Origin of the sequence: Senegalia massiliensis, assembly GCF_009911265.1 — a bacterium.
Lineage (GTDB): Bacteria > Bacillota > Clostridia > Tissierellales > SIT17 > Anaeromonas > Anaeromonas massiliensis_A.
Genome location: NZ_QXXA01000012.1, coordinates 79,000 through 97,044 on the forward strand (window position 1 = coordinate 79,000; position 18,045 = coordinate 97,044).

General features: G+C 26.9%; 17 protein-coding genes. All 17 read left to right on the top strand.

Annotated features, from left to right (window positions below):
• Positions 1–11: 11 nt before the first annotated feature.
• Positions 12–965 carry a ribose-phosphate diphosphokinase gene (locus D3Z33_RS11670; protein WP_160197934.1) on the top strand — a complete coding sequence of 318 codons (954 nt, stop codon included), beginning with the start codon at positions 12–14 and terminating at the stop codon, positions 963–965.
• Between the two features lie 10 nt (positions 966–975).
• Complete coding sequence (gene pth, locus D3Z33_RS11675) at positions 976–1,545, top strand: aminoacyl-tRNA hydrolase (protein ID WP_160197935.1); 570 nt, start codon at positions 976–978, stop codon at positions 1,543–1,545.
• Positions 1,546–1,612: 67 nt separating this feature from the next.
• Positions 1,613–5,128 (top strand): transcription-repair coupling factor, encoded by a 3,516-nt coding sequence (gene mfd, locus D3Z33_RS11680; RefSeq protein ID WP_160197936.1) that lies wholly within the window; start codon positions 1,613–1,615, stop codon positions 5,126–5,128.
• 51 nt (positions 5,129–5,179) lie between these two features.
• Positions 5,180–6,256 carry a peptidylprolyl isomerase gene (locus D3Z33_RS11685; RefSeq protein WP_160197937.1) on the top strand — a complete coding sequence of 359 codons (1,077 nt, stop codon included), beginning with the start codon at positions 5,180–5,182 and terminating at the stop codon, positions 6,254–6,256.
• 124 nt (positions 6,257–6,380) lie between these two features.
• Positions 6,381–6,932 carry a stage V sporulation protein T gene (gene spoVT / locus D3Z33_RS11690; protein ID WP_160197938.1) on the top strand — a complete coding sequence of 184 codons (552 nt, stop codon included), beginning with the start codon at positions 6,381–6,383 and terminating at the stop codon, positions 6,930–6,932.
• 111 nt (positions 6,933–7,043) lie between these two features.
• Positions 7,044–8,660, top strand: a complete 1,617-nt coding sequence (locus D3Z33_RS11695) for a putative polysaccharide biosynthesis protein (protein WP_160197939.1) — start codon at positions 7,044–7,046, stop codon at positions 8,658–8,660.
• Between the two features lie 78 nt (positions 8,661–8,738).
• The gene (gene mazG / locus D3Z33_RS11700) at positions 8,739–10,184 is read left to right on the top strand and encodes a nucleoside triphosphate pyrophosphohydrolase (RefSeq protein ID WP_160197940.1); all 1,446 of its coding nucleotides are present in this window, start codon (positions 8,739–8,741) and stop codon (positions 10,182–10,184) included.
• 77 nt (positions 10,185–10,261) lie between these two features.
• Complete coding sequence (locus D3Z33_RS11705; protein ID WP_160197941.1) at positions 10,262–10,594, top strand: HU family DNA-binding protein; 333 nt, start codon at positions 10,262–10,264, stop codon at positions 10,592–10,594.
• A gap of 292 nt (positions 10,595–10,886) precedes the next feature.
• On the top strand, positions 10,887–11,540 hold the full coding sequence (locus tag D3Z33_RS11710) for a response regulator (RefSeq protein WP_160197942.1): 654 nt from the start codon (positions 10,887–10,889) through the stop codon (positions 11,538–11,540).
• A gap of 2 nt (positions 11,541–11,542) precedes the next feature.
• Positions 11,543–12,961 carry a sensor histidine kinase gene (locus D3Z33_RS11715; protein ID WP_160197943.1) on the top strand — a complete coding sequence of 473 codons (1,419 nt, stop codon included), beginning with the start codon at positions 11,543–11,545 and terminating at the stop codon, positions 12,959–12,961.
• Entirely contained in the window at positions 12,954–13,670 is a 717-nt protein-coding gene (locus D3Z33_RS11720; protein WP_160197944.1) for a hypothetical protein, read from the top strand. The genes D3Z33_RS11715 and D3Z33_RS11720 overlap by 8 nt, the downstream gene beginning before the upstream one ends.
• Positions 13,671–13,887: 217 nt before the next feature.
• Positions 13,888–14,673 (top strand): N-acetylmuramoyl-L-alanine amidase family protein, encoded by a 786-nt coding sequence (locus D3Z33_RS11725; protein ID WP_160197945.1) that lies wholly within the window; start codon positions 13,888–13,890, stop codon positions 14,671–14,673.
• Between the two features lie 183 nt (positions 14,674–14,856).
• Complete coding sequence (locus tag D3Z33_RS11730) at positions 14,857–15,729, top strand: ABC transporter ATP-binding protein (protein ID WP_160197946.1); 873 nt, start codon at positions 14,857–14,859, stop codon at positions 15,727–15,729.
• Between the two features lie 9 nt (positions 15,730–15,738).
• A complete protein-coding gene (locus tag D3Z33_RS11735; protein WP_160197947.1) occupies positions 15,739–16,542 on the top strand; it encodes an ABC transporter permease subunit in 804 nt (267 codons plus the stop codon).
• 14 nt (positions 16,543–16,556) lie between these two features.
• Positions 16,557–17,351 (top strand): ABC transporter permease subunit, encoded by a 795-nt coding sequence (locus tag D3Z33_RS11740; RefSeq protein ID WP_160197948.1) that lies wholly within the window; start codon positions 16,557–16,559, stop codon positions 17,349–17,351.
• Between the two features lie 64 nt (positions 17,352–17,415).
• Complete coding sequence (locus D3Z33_RS11745) at positions 17,416–17,658, top strand: RNA-binding S4 domain-containing protein (protein ID WP_160197949.1); 243 nt, start codon at positions 17,416–17,418, stop codon at positions 17,656–17,658.
• A gap of 97 nt (positions 17,659–17,755) precedes the next feature.
• Complete coding sequence (gene yabP / locus D3Z33_RS11750; RefSeq protein ID WP_347561267.1) at positions 17,756–18,034, top strand: sporulation protein YabP; 279 nt, start codon at positions 17,756–17,758, stop codon at positions 18,032–18,034.
• Positions 18,035–18,045 lie beyond the last annotated feature (11 nt).

Here is an 18,045-nt window from a genome sequence, read left to right on the forward strand (position 1 = left end):
GGAGGATTAACATGCAAGTGATGGGAAGAGACATTAAAATTTTTTCAGGTAATGCAAATAAGAAATTAGCAGAAAAAATTTGTGAAGAAGCAGGAGTGACTTTAGGTGATTCTGAAGTAACTAGATTTAGTGACGGTGAAATATCAGTAAATATAAACGAGACTGTAAGAGGTGCAGATGTATTTGTAATACAACCTACAAATCCTCCTGTAAATGAAAACCTTATGGAGCTTTTAATAATGATTGATGCATTAAAAAGAGCATCAGCAGGTAGGATTAATGCAGTGATACCATATTATGGATATGCTAGACAAGATAGAAAAGTAAAAGCAAGAGATCCAATTACATCTAAATTAATAGCAGATTTAGTTTCTGTAGCAGGTGCAGATAGAGTAGTTACAATTGATTTACATGCAACTCAGTTACAAGGGTATTTTGATATACCTGTAGACCATTTATTAGGTGTTCCAATTCTTGCAAGAGATTGTATAGATAAAGGTAGAATTAATAACGATACTGTTATAGTTTCACCTGATATAGGAGGAGTTAGAAGAGCGAGAAATTTTGCAAGTATAGTTGACTTACCTATAGCTATAATAGAGAAGAGAAGACCTAAAGCAAATGTATCTGAGGTTATGAATATAATTGGAGATGTAAATAACAAGGATGTAATAATAGTAGATGATATTATTGATACTGCTGGTTCTATGGCAAAAGCAGCTAAAGTATTAAAGGATTTTGGAGCTAAAAAAGTATATGCAGCTTGTACTCATCCAGTATTATCAGGTCCTGCAATAGAAAGGTTAAAAGATTCAATGATAGAGAAATTAATAGTAACAGATTCTATACCTCTACCTGAAGAAAAACAAATAGACAAAATTGAAGTAGTATCAATAGCACCTTTATTTGCAGATGCCATAAATAGAATATATGCAAATAAATCAGTAAGTAAACTTTTCAAGTAAAATTAAGGAGTTGAAAAAGTTGTATTTAGTAGTAGGTCTGGGGAATCCAGGAAAAAAGTATAGTAATACTAAGCATAATGTAGGTTTCGATACTATAGATATTTTATCTGAAAGACTAGGAATTAAAGTAAATAAGATAAAGCATCAATCTGTGTATGGAGAAGCTAATATAAACGGAAAAAAAGTATTACTCATAAAACCTCAAACCTATATGAATGATAGTGGCATTACGGTTAGAGGATTTTCAGATTTTTATAAACTGCCTATAGAAAATATTATTATAATTTATGATGATATAGATATACCTATTGGTAATCTTAGAATTAGGAAAAAAGGTAGTGCAGGAAGTCATAATGGAATGAAATCAGTAATATACCATTTAAAAGATGATAAATTTCCAAGAATCAGAATTGGCATAGGTAAACCTGGTTATGATAAAGATTTAATTAGTCATGTATTAGGTGGATTTAATAAAGAAGATAGAGAATTAATTGATGAAGCTATCTTAAATGCTGCCAAAGCAGTAGAGGAAATTATGAATTCAGATATAGAACGATCAATGAATATGTACAATAGTTAAAGATATAAAATACTTAATTGCCTAGGATTTAAATCCTAGGCTAAAGGTATTTTAAGGAGTGTGTCAAATGAATGTATTTAAAGAGCAATTGAATAATCTTGCTTCTTACAATGAATTAATAAAAAATTTAAAAAATAAATTATCACCTATATCTCTTCATGGGTTATCTAAAGAAAATATATCACATATAGCATATGCTATAAAAGAAGATTTAAAAGGACAAGTGCTTATAATAACTTATGATGAATTAAGAGCTAAATCAATAATAGAAGATTTAGCATTGTTTGATGCACAAAATTCTGAGATTTATCCTGCTAGACAATTAGTTTTTTATGATTTTGATGCAGTTAGTCATGATATTTCAAACCAAAGACTTAAAGTGTTAGATAGGCTTATTAATGAAGAAAATATCATAGTAGTTGCAAGTATTGAATCTATTTTAAATAGAGTTATGAAAAAAGATATCTTTAAGAAATACAAAAAAGAAATAAATTTTGGTGATAGATTAAATTTAGATGAAATTGTGAATTCACTGATAGTTCAAGGTTATGAAAGAGTTGATATGATAGAGGGACATGGACAGTTTAGTGTAAGAGGTGGAATAATAGATTTCTTTCCTACCACAAATGAATATCCTTTCAGAGTTGAGTTATTTGATGATGAGGTAGATTCTATAAGAACATTTAGCTTGAAAGATCAGCGTTCAATAGAAAACTTTACTGGGGCTAAAATTACTCCAGCTAAAGAAATATTTATAGAAGAGCAGTTTAAAGAAAGTATAAAAGAAAAAATTGAAAAAGAGTTAAATAGTACTTTAAAGAAATTTAAATTAAATAAAGAAGAACAAAAATCGGAAAATTTAGAAGAAAAATTTAAATATTATATAGAACGAATTGATAGTAATCTTTCAATAGAAAATTTAGATATTATATTACCTTATATGATAGAAGATTTATCTAATATAATTACTTATATTAAAAATGATACTACAATTTTAGTAGATGAACCAAATAGAATAGATGAAAATATAAAGTCATTAAATGATGATTTTTTAGAAAAATATAGAGACCTGTATGAATCAGGTGAGGTATTAAATTCTCATAAAGATATCTTTTATAATTATGAAGAAATAATTAAAATATTAAATTCTAAAGATGTAGTTACTATGACTGGATTGCTTAAAAATAATAAGCAATTTAAACCTAAAAAAATAGTGAGTATATCTACTAAATCTGTTCAAGCATTTCATAGCAAACTGGATATATTAAAAGATGAATTAAATCGTTTAAGATATAAAGGATATAAAATAGTTATATTATCAGGAACTGATGAAAGGGGAAAGAGATTATCTAAAAATTTAAAAGAAAAGAGTATAGATAATATTTATTCTGATACTTATGATATAGATATAAAGACAGGCCAAGTAGTTATAGTTCCCGGAACTATAGCATCTGGTTTTGAGTATCCTGATATTAAATTTATGATAATAAGTGATAAAGAAGTTTTTGGAACTATAAAAAGAAAAAGAAGAAAGAAAAATAAAAAAGATCAAAAAAATATAAGCTCCTTTAGAGATTTAAAAGTAGGAGACTATGTAGTACATGAAAATCATGGTATAGGTAAATATATTGGAATGGAACAACTAGTAGTAGATGGAATAAAAAAAGATTATCTATCTGTAAGATATTCAGGAAAAGATAGACTATATATACCAGTTGATCAAATGGATTTAATTCAAAAATATATTGGAAGTGAAGTAGGCAAAACTAAAGTAAGTAAATTAGGAAGTGGAGAATGGGCTAGAACTAAAAGTAAAGTTAAAAAAGCTATAAAAGAAATGGCAATAGACCTATTAGAGCTTTATGCAAAAAGAAGAACAGTAAAAGGCTTTAGTTTTTCTAAAGATCAACCTTGGCAAAATCAATTTGAAGACACATTTCCATATGAAGAAACAGAAGATCAAATTAAATGTATAGAAGATATTAAAAGTGATATGGAAAAACCTTCTCCTATGGATAGACTATTATGTGGAGATGTAGGATATGGGAAAACAGAGGTAGCTCTAAGAGCTGCATTTAAAGCTACTTTAGATGGCAAACAAGTAGCCATGCTTGTACCTACTACAATACTTGCACAACAGCATTTTAATACTATGGTAGAAAGATTTAGTGACTTTCCTATTAATGTTGAAATGCTAAGTCGTTTTAGAACACCTAAAAGACAAAAAGAGATAATTAAGGATTTAAAAAGTGGAAATATAGATGTAATAGTTGGTACACATAGACTACTTACAAAGGATGTAAAATATAAGGACTTAGGACTCTTAATTGTAGATGAAGAGCAAAGATTTGGTGTCAAACATAAAGAGACAATAAAAGAAATAAAAGAATCCGTAGATGTATTAACACTTACTGCTACTCCTATACCAAGAACCCTTCATATGGCACTAATAGGAGCAAGAGACATGTCTGTAATAGAAGAGCCACCTGAAGAAAGATATCCTGTTCAAACTTATGTAGTTGAATATAATGAAAATATGATTAAGGAAGCTATATTGAAAGAAGTAAATAGAAAAGGTCAGGTATATTTTGTATATAATAGAGTTCGTGGCATCAGAAAGATTGCAGCTAGATTAAAGGAATTATTGCCTGAAATAAGAATAGTTGTAGCTCATGGACAAATGAGTGAAAGAGAACTTGAAAAAGTAATGCTTGATTTCATGAATGGTGAATATGATGTATTAGTTTGTACTACTATAATTGAAACTGGACTTGATATATCAAATGTAAATACCATGATAATATATGATGCAGATAAAATGGGTTTATCTCAACTATACCAATTAAGAGGTAGAGTTGGTAGATCAAATAGAATTGCATTTTCTTATTTTACTTATGAAAAAGATAAGGTGTTAACAGAAGTGGCAGAAAAAAGATTAAAAGCTATAAAAGAGTTTACGGAGTTCGGATCAGGATTTAAGATAGCTATGAGAGATTTAGAAATAAGAGGCGCTGGAAATATATTAGGAGCAGAACAACACGGTCATATGACTTTAATAGGATATGATTTATATGTAAAATATCTAGAAGAAACAGTAAATAAATTAAAAGGTAATATTGATACTGAAAGAGTAGAAACTACAGTTGAAGTTAATGTAGATGCTTATATTCCTGATAAGTATATACAAAATTCAGAACAAAAAATAAGAATGTATAAGAGAATTACATCTATTGATGATAGAGAAGAATATAGAGATTTGTTAGAAGAGTTAATTGATAGATATGGGGATATACCAAGACCTGTAGATAATTTACTTAGGATTGGATATATAAAATCTATTGCAAATAAATTGATGTTCACAAATCTGTCACAAAAGGATGATATTCTTATACTTGAATTTGATAAAAATTCTAAGATGAATCCTGAAATGATAAATGCACTATATGATAGTTTTGGACGAAAGATGTCATTTGATTTATCTAGCACTCCTGCAGTGAAATATAAACTTAATAATACTTCACAAGATAAGATACTTACAGCTTTAGAGGAGATATTTCAAAAGATAAAGAGTTTAAAGAAATAAAAAAATAATATATAATGGTTTAGTATAGTATAAATTGAGGAGATGATGTATTTGATTAAAAATAAAAGAGTTATTTGGGCTTTGATATTGCTAGTCACAGTATCTGTATTTATATCAGCATGTAGTGATGAAAAAGCAGAAAAAGCTGTTGCAAAAGTTAATGATGAAAATATTACAGAAGATGAACTTGAGAAATATGTAGACTATAGAAAGAAAGAAGCAGAATTAAGTGGTTATATTGCTCCTGAAATGTGGGATCAAGTTATAGAAGGTAGTGAATTTACTTATGAGCAACAATTAAAGCAAAGCTCGTTACAAGATTTAATAAATCAAAGAGTTTTACTTCAAAAAGCTGATGAGGAAGAAATTGAAGTAACAAATAAAGAATTAGATAAAGAATTAGAAGAATTTAGAAATACAGAAGAAAAGGAAAAGAATTTTAATGATTACTTAGACCAATTAGGTATTTCAGAGGAATATTTTGAAGAAATGTATAAACAAGGTATGACAATTAATAAACTTATGGATAAATTAGTTAAAATAGATGAAAAATCTGTAAAAGAAGAATATGAAGCTAATAAAGAATCATATGACAAAATAAAAGCAAGTCATATTTTAGTAGAAACTAAAGAAGAAGCAGAAGAAGTTAAAAATAAGATAAAAGAAGGAGAAGATTTTGCAGAACTTGCAAAAGAATATTCGACTGATCCAAGTGCAGAACAAAACGCAGGAGACTTAGGCTTTTTTGGTAAGGATGCTAGTTTAGTTCCTGAATTTAAAGATGCAGCATTTGAACTTAAAAAGGGTGAAGTATCAGGTCCAGTAAAAAGTGAATATGGATATCACATAATAAAAGTTACTGATGAGAAAAAAGGATTAGAAGCAAATGAGGAAGAAATAAAAGAAAATTTAAAAGGCGAGAAATTTAATGAAAGAGCTCAGGAGTTAATAGAAGAAGCAGATACAGAGATATTAATTGATTTTGAAAAAGAAGCAGAAAAAAATAAAGAAGATAATGCTGATGAAAATTCAGAAGAAGACAATCAAGATGATAAAAATGATAACAATTCAGAAGAAAGTCAAAATCAAGATGAAAACAAAGAAAATAAAGAACAAGAAAGCGAATAAAAATAAAACTGCCACATGGCAGTTTTATTTTTATAGAAAAAATTATCTATGATGTATAAAAAATGGCAAATAGTAAAATAATAAGTCTAACTTGAGTACATATTAATTTTACAGGAGGAATAAAATGAAAGCTACAGGAATAGTTAGAAGAATAGATGATTTAGGAAGGGTGGTTATACCAAAAGAAATAAGGAGAACACTTAGAATAAGAGAAGGAGACCCTTTGGAGATATTTACTGATAGACAGGGAGAAGTAATTTTGAAGAAATATTCTCCAATAGGAGAATTAAATGAGTTTGCAAGTGAATATGCAGATTCTTTAAATGAAACTACAGGTTATACCACTTTAATTTCAGATAGAGATAATATTATAGCAATATCTGGAGGCACAAAAAAAGGTTATTTAAATAAAAGATTAAGTCCTGAACTTGAAAAGTTAATTGAGGGGAAAGAAGTATATTTAACTGAAGGTAATACAAAACCTATACGTATAACTGCAGAAGAATATAACCCTGAAAACTATACATCTCAAGTCATATCACCAATAGTAACACAAGGAGATCCTATTGGCGCAGTTATAGTATTATCAAAAGATTCTAATGATAAGATGGGCGAATTAGAAGTAAAACTTTGCGAGACAGCATCTCGCTTTTTATCAAAACAAATGGAGCAATGATAAGTGCCTACCTTATGGTAGGTATTTATTATTGTTTTTGTTTTCAACTTATAAACTTTCTGATATAATCAAAGTATTGGTCTTAGATATAATATTAGGAGGAACAAATAAATGAGTAAAGATAATTTTTTAAAAGGGGCTGCTATATTAAGTATAGCTGGTTTTCTTGTTAAAATATTAGGAGCAGTATATAGAATACCTCTAGCGAACATGATAGGTGATACTGGAATGGGTTATTATCAAGCTGCTTATCCAATATATACACTTATGTTTGCAATTTCAACAGCAGGAATACCTGTTGCTATAGCCAAATTAGTATCAGAAAAAAATTCTATTGGTGATTATAGAGGAGCACAAAGAATATTTAGAATATCTTTTATAGGTCTTTTAATTGGTGGAATATTAACTTCATCATTTGTATTTTTAGGAGCAAAAACTATAGCTGATAAAATAGGTAACTCAAATGCTTATTATGCACTTATAGCACTTGCACCTGCACTTTTATTTACACCTATAATGTCAGCTTTTAGAGGTTATTTTCAAGGTAGACAAGATATGACACCTACTGCTTTATCACAAGTAATAGAACAACTTGCAAGAGTAGGAATGGGATTATTATTAGTTGCATTAATTCTTAGATTTGATAAAGGTCTTCCTATGGCAGCAGGTGGAGCTTCCTTTGGTGCTTCAGCAGGAGCTCTTTTAGGAAGTATTACTATTATATATATTTATTTAAAAAGAAGAAAAAAGATTAGAAGAGAAATAAGAAGATCAGAAAGATTTAAAAAACAAGATACTTCTCAAATAATAAAAAGTATATTAGTAATAGCTATACCAATTACAATAGGTGCTTCAGTTGTACCACTTTTTGGCACAATAGATGTTGCCATTGTAATGAGAAGACTTCAAGATATAGGCTATACTGAAAAAGAAGCTTCAGGATTATATGGCCAACTTACAGGAATGGCACAAACTTTAATAAACTTTCCTCAAGTATTTTCAGTTGCAATAGGATCAAGTCTTGTACCAGCTATATCAACTGCTTTTGCCAGAAAAAAATTTAGTGAAGTTAAAAGAACTGCCAGTTCAGGAATAAGGGTTACTTTACTCATTGGACTTCCAGCAGCTATGGGACTTTTTATACTAGCTGAACCTATTATTAAATTGCTTTATTTTAGTAATCCAATTGAAGTTCAAGAAAGTGCAGGTTCTATACTTAGAGTACTATCTTTTAGTGTAATATTTTTGACTTTAGTTCAATCACTTACTGCTATACTTCAAGGAATGGGCAAAGCCTTTATTCCTGTGAGAAATCTTATAATTGGAGCATTAGCAAAAGTGGTAATAGTATATGTATTGACTGGGATACCTGGAGTTGGAGTTAAAGGAGCAGCAGTAAGTACAATTACAGCTTATATGATAGCTTCATTTTTAAATTTAAGAGCTGTAAAAAAGTATGCAAGAATTCGATTTAATTTAATAGATTTATTTTTCAAACCTATTTTATCAGTAGCTATAATGACTTTAATTGTATCATTAAGTTATAATTTATTAGATGGATTTATTGGTTCTAGATTAGCTACATTAATTGCAATTGCATTTGGAGGAATTAGTTATGGATTTGCCTTACTTTTAACATCTACTATAACAAGTAAAGACTTTGAATTGCTACCTGGAGGAAGTAAATTAGCTATAAAATTGAAAAAAATAGGTTTACTTAGAAGATAGTACTTGATTTTATATTAATTTAGCAATATACTTAAAAGAGACTGATGCTTACTATCTTTAAAGCTTATGGAGGTTTTTATGTCAATAATAAATATAATTGGTTTGGGATTTGGTGATGTTAGTGATCTAAATTTTAAAAGTATAAAGGCTTTAGAAAAACATAAGAATTTCTTTAGAACAGATAAAAGTCCCATTATATATTATTTAAATGAAAAAGATATTGATTATTCATCTTATGATTATATATATGAGACTGAAGATAATTTTGATAATGTATATATTAATATCGTCAATGATTTAATAGAAAATAGCAAAAAATATTCTGTTATCAATTATTGTGTTCCTAAAAGTCCTTTGCTTTTTGACAAGGTTACTCAAATATTATTGAATCATCAAATGGACAAACAAATTAAAATTAATGTCTATAATAATGGTGGTTTTATAGAAAGTGTATTTAATGTATTAGAAAAACCTATGACAAGTAATATTAAAGTAATAGATGCTTCAGATATAAAAGCTACTACTTTAGATTTAAATAGTGATTTGATAATTTTTGGAATTTATGATAATCTTATTGCATCAGAAATAAAAATACATTTAGAGGAAATTTATAGTGATAATCATCCTATTGAAATAATAAATAGTTTCTTTGACAAAAAAAAGTACTCTATACCCTTATACAAATTAGATAGACTTGATGAGTATAATTATGATTCAACTATATATATCCCAAAGACAAATAGTAATAAAAATTCATATGATATGAATAATCTTATTGAGATAATGGAAAGATTAAGAAGTAAAGATGGTTGTATGTGGGATAATGAACAAACATTTGAATCTTTAAGAGCCTATTTAATAGAAGAATCTTATGAAGTAGTTGATGCAATAGATAGAGATGATATAGATGCTTTAGAAGAAGAATTAGGAGATTTATTGTTACAGGTAGTTTTTCTTAGCCAAATAGCTAGAGAAGAAGGATATTTTAATATTTGGCACGTTATAAGCTCTATTTCAAATAAGATGATTTATAGACATCCTCATGTGTTTTCTGATACTTTAGTAAATGGTATAGATGATATAAGTTATAATTGGGACAAATTAAAAAACAAAAATAAAGATATAAATACTATTACTGAAAGTATGATGAGTATACCTAAAGAGTTTCCAACACTTTTAAAAGCATATAAGATTCAAAAAAAAGCATCTAAGGTTGGATTTGATTGGGATTACAAGGAAGATGCATATAAAAAGATTCAAGAAGAAATAATAGAATTAAAAGTTGCTATAGATGAAAAAGTAATTGAAAATATAGAAGATGAATTTGGAGATCTTTTATTTGCAATAATAAATTTTGGAAGATTTTTAAATGTTAATCCGGAGACTGCTTTAAATAAAACCATAAATAAATTCATATCAAGATTTAAATATATAGAAGATACAATTTTAAAGCAAGGAAAAAGATTAGAAGAAAGTAATTTAGAAGATATGGAAAAATTATGGAATGAGGCAAAAAATATTTAGGTTAAATTTCTAAAAAAAGAAGGATTTTCGTAAAAAAACTAGAATAAGCTATTTATAGCTTTTCGATCCATGATATAATGGATTTTATAAATCAATACTTAATACATGAAAAAATTAAGGAGGAATTATTAATGAACAAAGCAGAATTAATCACAAGTATTTCAGAAAAAAGTGGGTTGACTAAAAAGGATGCAGAAGGAGCATTAAATGCATTTATAAAAAGTGTAGAGGAAGCTTTAGTTGAAGAAGAAAAAGTTCAATTAGTTGGTTTTGGAACTTTCGAAGTTAGACACAGAAAAGCTAGAGAAGGAAGAAATCCAAGAAATCCTGAAGAAAAAATCCAAATACCAGCATCAAAAGCACCTGTATTTAAAGCAGGTAAGACATTAAAAGAAACAGTAAATAAGTAGTTTGAATTTAATTAGATTAACAATCTAAGTATAATATATTGTATTGAACATATGATTTTCGCTATAATATATTAGAAGAATTTATTGGTATAAAAAGCAACTTATAAGAAATTTCAATTTCTTATAAGTTGCTTTTTTGTATGTTTAGAGTATTTAAATATTAAATATAAAGGAAGTATTATATTTTTAGGAATGGAAATAAAAGTAAGTATATTATAAATATTTCTATAATAAATGTTATATAGCTATGATATAATTTTTGTGTATCTATTTTTTAGAGGAGGTACTATAAGTGATAAAAATATTAATTGTTGAAGATGAAAAACCTATATCTGACTTAATAAAAATAAGCTTAATGGATGAAGGGTATGATTGTACTTGTGTTTATAATGGACAAGAAGCTGCAGATATTATTGAGGAAGATTCATTTGATTTGATTTTATTAGATGTAATGTTGCCTAAGATTAATGGATATGAATTGATAGAATATATTAATTTTTATGATGTTCCAGTTATTTTTTTGACAGCAAAGTCAAGTGTTAATGATAAAGTTAAAGGATTAAAGTTAGGAGCTGAAGATTATTTAACAAAACCTTTTAATATTATGGAACTTTTAGCAAGGATAGAAACTGTACTTAGAAGATATAATAAGACAGCACAGTACATTTCATTTTTAGATATACTGATAGATATTGATGCCCGAATTGTAACTAAAAATGAAATGCAAATAAATTTAACTACTAAGGAATTTGATTTATTGGTTCTTTTTGCAAGAAATAAGAATAGGGCATTATATCGTAGTCAAATTTATTCACAGGTTTGGGGAGGAGAATACATGGGAGATAGTCGAACGGTAGACTTGCATGTACAAAGAATGAGGAAAAAGCTATCTCTTGAAAATAAGATTATTCCTATATATAAAATTGGTTATAGGTTGGAGGTATAGCCTTGAAATTTTTTTGGAAAATGTTTTTTGCTACTATGTTTGTATGTGTTATTTGTTTTTCTTTAGGGGGTTATATTTTAATTAACTTTAACTTTAATTCTTTATTAGAGAGTGAAGTTAAAACAGCTTATTCTTTTGGAGATATAGTTTATTATTCTCTTGCAAATGAGTTAAAGGATAATGAAAATTTTTATATGAACAATGATACTAATGATATGATTAATGAAGTTGCTGAATCTATAAATATTAATACTACAAATGGTAAAATTAGATTTAGTATTGTAAATAACGAGAAAGAAAGTTTTTATTCCTCTTTAGAAAAAAATCTTGATAAAAGACTTCTTAAAGATTTAAGTATAAGTCAAAAAGGATATACCCTTAAACAGACGGAATCAGAAATATATATTCAGGCATTTAGACCTGCAAAATTTTTTGGTCAAAATTATTATATTGAAACAATTCAGGATGTAACTTATATTTTTGATAATCAAAAATCACAGTATAATATGGTTATGTGGATTATAGTTGGAATTTTTGTTTTAGGAGGAACACTTACATTCATAATATCAAAATTACTAATAAGACAAGTTGTATCTTTAACAAAAGTTACAAAAGAGATATCAGCAGGCAATTTAAGTAAAAGAGTAAAAATAAAAGGTCAAGATGAATTTTCGTTATTATCTAAAAATTTTAACTATATGGCAGATGACTTAGAAGAAAAAATTTATGAATTGAAGAGAGAAGCAGAGAGAAGAGAGAGATTTGTTAGTGATTTTTCTCATGAATTAAAAACTCCACTTACATCTATTATTGGATATTCAGATATGCTTAGAAGGAAAGAATTAAATCCAGAAAGAATAAGTTTATGTGCCAACTATATTTTTACTGAGGGTAAGAGGCTAGAAACTTTATCTATGAGACTTCTTGATTTAATTGTTTTAAAAAATCAAGAAATTCATATTGTTCCTGTGTTAATTAGAGAGTTCTTAGAAGAAATAAATTTTATTATTTCTCCGCAGTTAAAAGAAGAGAATATAGAAATGTTAATAAATCTTCGACCTGCAATTGTTAAGTTAGAACCTGAGTTAATGAAAACAGTATTTATCAATATAATTGATAATGCAAGAAAAGCAATAGATGGAAAGGGGTATATTCATATTACTGGTATACCTGATAAAGATACTTATCGTATCATTATAGAGGATAATGGTAAAGGGATGGAAAAACATGAGCTTTCAAAAATTAAAGAGGCATTTTATATGGTAGATAAATCTAGAGCTAGAGAACAAGGTGGTGCAGGACTTGGGTTATCTATTTGTGACCAAATATTAAGATTGCATGATTTTGAAATAGAATTTTATAGTACTGTAGGTGAAGGAACAAAAGTTACTGTTATAATGAAAGGAGTACAAAGTGAGTAAAACAAATCAAATTATAAAAGTAATGATTCTATTAATAGTCTTATTTATAATAGCAATATCACCTATTTGGATAACAAAGCTTAATAATGAAAGATTATTTAATAAATATAATATTAAGAAGATTTCTAAAGAATCCTTGAAGATTGAACATGAGTCTATTTTTGATTATAATACTCTTGAACGAATACAAACAATAGTAAAAGCACAAACTGAAAAAACAGGTGTTATTACACGTCAAGAGATAGATATAAAAAATGAAAGAATAAGCAATTTGATAGATATAATCAAGGAACAAATTCTTACAGTTCAGAAAATGAACGGTTTACCAGAATTTGATATTGATGAGGACTATACTACAATCTACTTATATAAAGCTACTTTTATGGATAGTGTAAATCCTAATACTTCAACAAGTGTTTGGGAAATAACTATAAGTTATCCGGAATTTGGGATATCAGTAACTATAGATACTGAAACTTCAGTGATTTATCAAATTTCTATTTATTCAACGGAGGATAAATTACCATTTGATACATCAAAAATATCACCAATAGCATTTTTGGAATATCTAGAAATTGATTCTAAAGAAGTGGCATTTAAACAAAATGAAGATAATACAAAAGGATTTTATTATGTGAATATTAATAATTTAAATGTAAAATATACCTTTATAAAAAGACCAAATTATTTTATGATAGCATTTTATTAATAACTAAATATGCAAAAATGATACAACTATGTAGAAAAAATGATGTAACCCTTATATATATTAATATATAAGGGTTACATCATTTTTTCTAAGAAGAATACTCTAATAAGTATTATCAAATTTATTTCAATAATAGGACAAGCATAAAACTTATATAAATACAATTTATCTTAGATTCTTTTTACAAAATATTAAATATTAGAAAGTAGGTAATAATTTGAATAAAAAAAATAATATTATAAACAAGAGAAAACAAAAGGTACGAAGAGTAAGAGTGATTTTTTTAACTTTAGCTTTAATTTTTATGTTTATTCTTTTAATATTTGGAAAAAATAAATTGAACAGCTATTTAGATACTTCTTTTACAGAAGCTCAAGGAATTTCTGAAGATAGAATACCTTCATTAGATGAGGAAGTAAAAGGGCCTTTAAGTGGAAAAAAAATAATTGTAGATGCAGGACATGGGGGATCAGATCCTGGAACAATTGGACCCAGAACTGAAGTTCAAGAGGCTGATTTGAGTTTGAAAATAAGTTATATATTAGAAGGTAAGTTAAAAGAACTTGGTGCTACTGTTATAATGACAAGAACAGAGCAAATAACAGAACAATTAGGAACAGATACAAAACTTAAAATTGAAGATAGAGGAAAAGTTATTGAAGATGCTAATGCAGATATGTTAATTAGCATACATCAAAATTTTAATGAATATAGTAGTGAAATTAAAGGAACTCAGATACTTGTTCGTAAACAAGGTTCACTTGATTTTGCTACATCTTTACAAAAAGCATTTAATCAAGAATTAGGGGTAAATTTAAAATATATATTAGAAGAATATCATGTTTTAAAGTATGGAGATCAACCTAGTGTAATTGTAGAAACGGGATTTTTTTCAAATTCTCAAGATGAAATTAGGTTACAAGAAGATGAATATCAAGAGAGGTTAATTAATGTATTATGTGATGAAATTAAAGAATATTTTGATACAATAGAGAAGAAATAAATTTTTAAAGTAAAAGTTATGTTATAGTATTTTTTAATATAAAAAATTTAAAGAAACAGTAAATAATAAAAAAACTTTGTTGATTTCAATCAGCAAAGTTTTTTTATTATTTTATTGATTAAGTTTTTAACATATGATATTCTATAATTGACCATATAAGTCAACTTTCAAGGAGGGGAATTAATGGGTATAATTGAGACTAAGAATTTAACGAAATATTATGGAAAATCACTTGGGATAAAAGATGTAAATTTAGATATAGAGGAAGGAGAAATATTTGGGTTTATAGGACCAAATGGTGCTGGTAAATCAACTACCATAAGATTATTATTAAATCTTATATATCCTAGTGGAGGAAGTGCAAAAATATTTGGGAAAGATGTTATAAATTATGGTCCTGAAATAAGGGAAAATATAGGATATCTTCCTTCAGAAATTTTTTATTATGAAAAAATGAAAGTAAAAGATTTACTTAATTATTCTGCGAGCTTTTATAAAGGAGATTATTCTAATAGGATAAAAAAACTTTCAAGTGCTATGGAGCTAGACTTAGATAGGAGAATAGAAGATTTATCCTATGGAAATAAAAAGAAAGTAGGTATAGTTCAAGGACTATTACATGAACCAAAATTAATTATATTAGATGAACCTACAAGTGGATTAGATCCACTAATGCAGCAGAAGTTCTTTGAAATAATAAAAGGTGAAAATCAAAAAGGTGCTACTGTATTTTTTTCATCTCATATATTATCGGAAGTTCAACAACTTTGTAATAGAGTAGCTATTATTAGAAAAGGATCTATTGTTGAGGTTGAAGATATAAAAACACTCCGAGAAAATAATTATAAAAAAATATCTATAAGAGGTCAAAATTTAAATAAGGATTTATTTGACTTTGATGGAGTTACAAAATTAGACAAAAATGAAGATGAAATAACCTTTTTCTATAAAGGTGATATAAATATAATGATAGAAAATATAAATAGAATAGACTTAAAAGATGTTATGATTCAAGAGCCAACTTTAGAAGAAATATTTATGCACTATTATAGGTAGGTGAAGATAATGAATATATTTAAGCATGAATTTAAAATGAAAATAAAATCTATAATTATCTGGTCCATTTCTATATCTGGATTTATGTTGTTTTATATGGCATTCTTTCCTGGATTAGCTCAAGATTCTGAAAGTTTTAATCAGCTTATGGAAAATTTCCCTGAAGAATTTTTACAAGCTTTTGGAATGCAATCTGGACTTTCTTTTACTACATTAATAGGATATTTTACTCTTACATTTAGTATTATACAACTTGTAATTGCAATACAAAGTGCTAATTATGGTTTTTCTATTCTTTCAGAAGAGGAAAGGGAATTGACTGCAGACTTTTTAATGACTAAACCTGTGTCAAGAAAAAAGATATATTTTTCTAAGTTTTTAGCAGCTTTTTTAGGATTATTAGTAACTGCAATATCTATATCAATATCAAGTTTTATAGCTCTTGAAATATTTAATAATGGAGAAGTATATGATAAACAAAATATAATTATATTACTTAGTATAGTACCAGTATTTCAATTGTTTTTTCTTGGAATAGGGATGCTTATATCTGTAATTGTAAGCAAAGTAAGGTCAGTACTTAGTTATTCCTTTGGTCTTACTATAGGTCTTTATGTAGTTAATTCAATAAGAGGGATAATAGATAGTGATTTATTAGGATACATTACTCCATTTTATTATTTTGAACCAGGATATATTTTAAAAAATGGAAAATATAATATATCTCTTTTAGTTATAGGGGTAATAGTTATAATTGTATCTTTTATATCAAATTACATCTTATACTTAAAACGTGATATTAATTCATTGTAAGAGAGGTGAAAAATGTGAATATAATTAGAAGAGAATTAAAATCTAATTTTAAATCTAGAATAATATGGTCTGTAAGTATGATCTTACTTATTATAGCTGTATTTATAGAATTTAGTGCTTTTAGAGATAGTCCTGAAATTAATGATGTACTTAATTCTTTTCCAGATTCAGTACTAAGTGCACTTGGGATGGGGGATGCTGATATGACTACTTTATCTGGTTTTTTGAGTCTTATTTCACTATATATCTATTTGCCTTTATCTATTCATGCATCACTTTTAGGAAGTTCAATTATTTCAAAGGAAGAAAGAGACAAAACAGCTGAATTTTTATTTACACTTCCTGTTTCAAGAAAAAAGGCAATAGTAAATAAAATCATATCATCTATTTTAGAAGTTATAAATTTAAATTTTTTAACAGCTTTAACTATAGTTATAATGGGACTACAACATAATCCTGATGGGAAATTTTATAAGTTTTTATTACTTTTATTTCTAGGAATATTTTTAACTCAATTAATATTTTTAAGTATTGGTATTTTTATAGCTTCAATAACAAAAAGGTATAAGAAATCAGGAAATATTTCACTTACAATTTTATTTGTAACTTATATAATATCTGTACTTATAGGACTTACAGATAAAATTGATTTTTTAAAATATATAACTCCATTTGAATACTTTAAATCATCATACATATTAGAGAATTTAGAATTGCAATTAGTTTATATTGTGATTTCATTTATAATAATATCAATTAGTATGATAGGAACATTTAAAGTTTATCCTAAAAGAGATTTGTATATTTAGAATATTGTAATATAAAGCTTAATATTATAAAATTGAATTATAATAGATCTTAAGGGGTGAAAAAATGAGAATAGATAAATTCTTAAAGAATTCTAGAATAATAAAAAGAAGAACAGTAGCAAAAGAAGCATGTGATACTGGCCGTGTTTTAATAAATGAGAATGTTGCAAAGGCAGGTTCTGAAGTATCTGTAGGCGATAAAATCGAAATAAATTTTGGTAATAATACAATGAAAATAGAAGTATTGGAAATTTTAGAACATGCACCTAAAGAAAAATCATCAGAAATGTATAAAGTGGTTGAATAAAAAGCACCTGATAAATGATTTCATTTATCAGGTGCTTTTTGTAATAAATTAATATGTAGTTTCATATCTTATTCTATAGATATAAGGAGGGGATAGTGTGGAAAAGGACATGAAATTACAAAATTTATCTTTAGAAAATAGAGAAAAATTAAATATATCAGGAGTAGAACAAGTAGAAAGTTTTAATGAAAGTCAAATAGTGATTTATACAGTAAGAGGATCTTTAACTATAAAAGGAGAATCTTTAAATATAAGCAAGTTAAATCTTGAAGATGGTAATGTTAAGATTGAGGGCACGATAGAATCTCTTGCTTATAGTAATAAAATAAATACAGGATCAAAAGAAGGAAGTTTTTTTAAGAAAATGTTTAAATAGTTAAAGTGTTT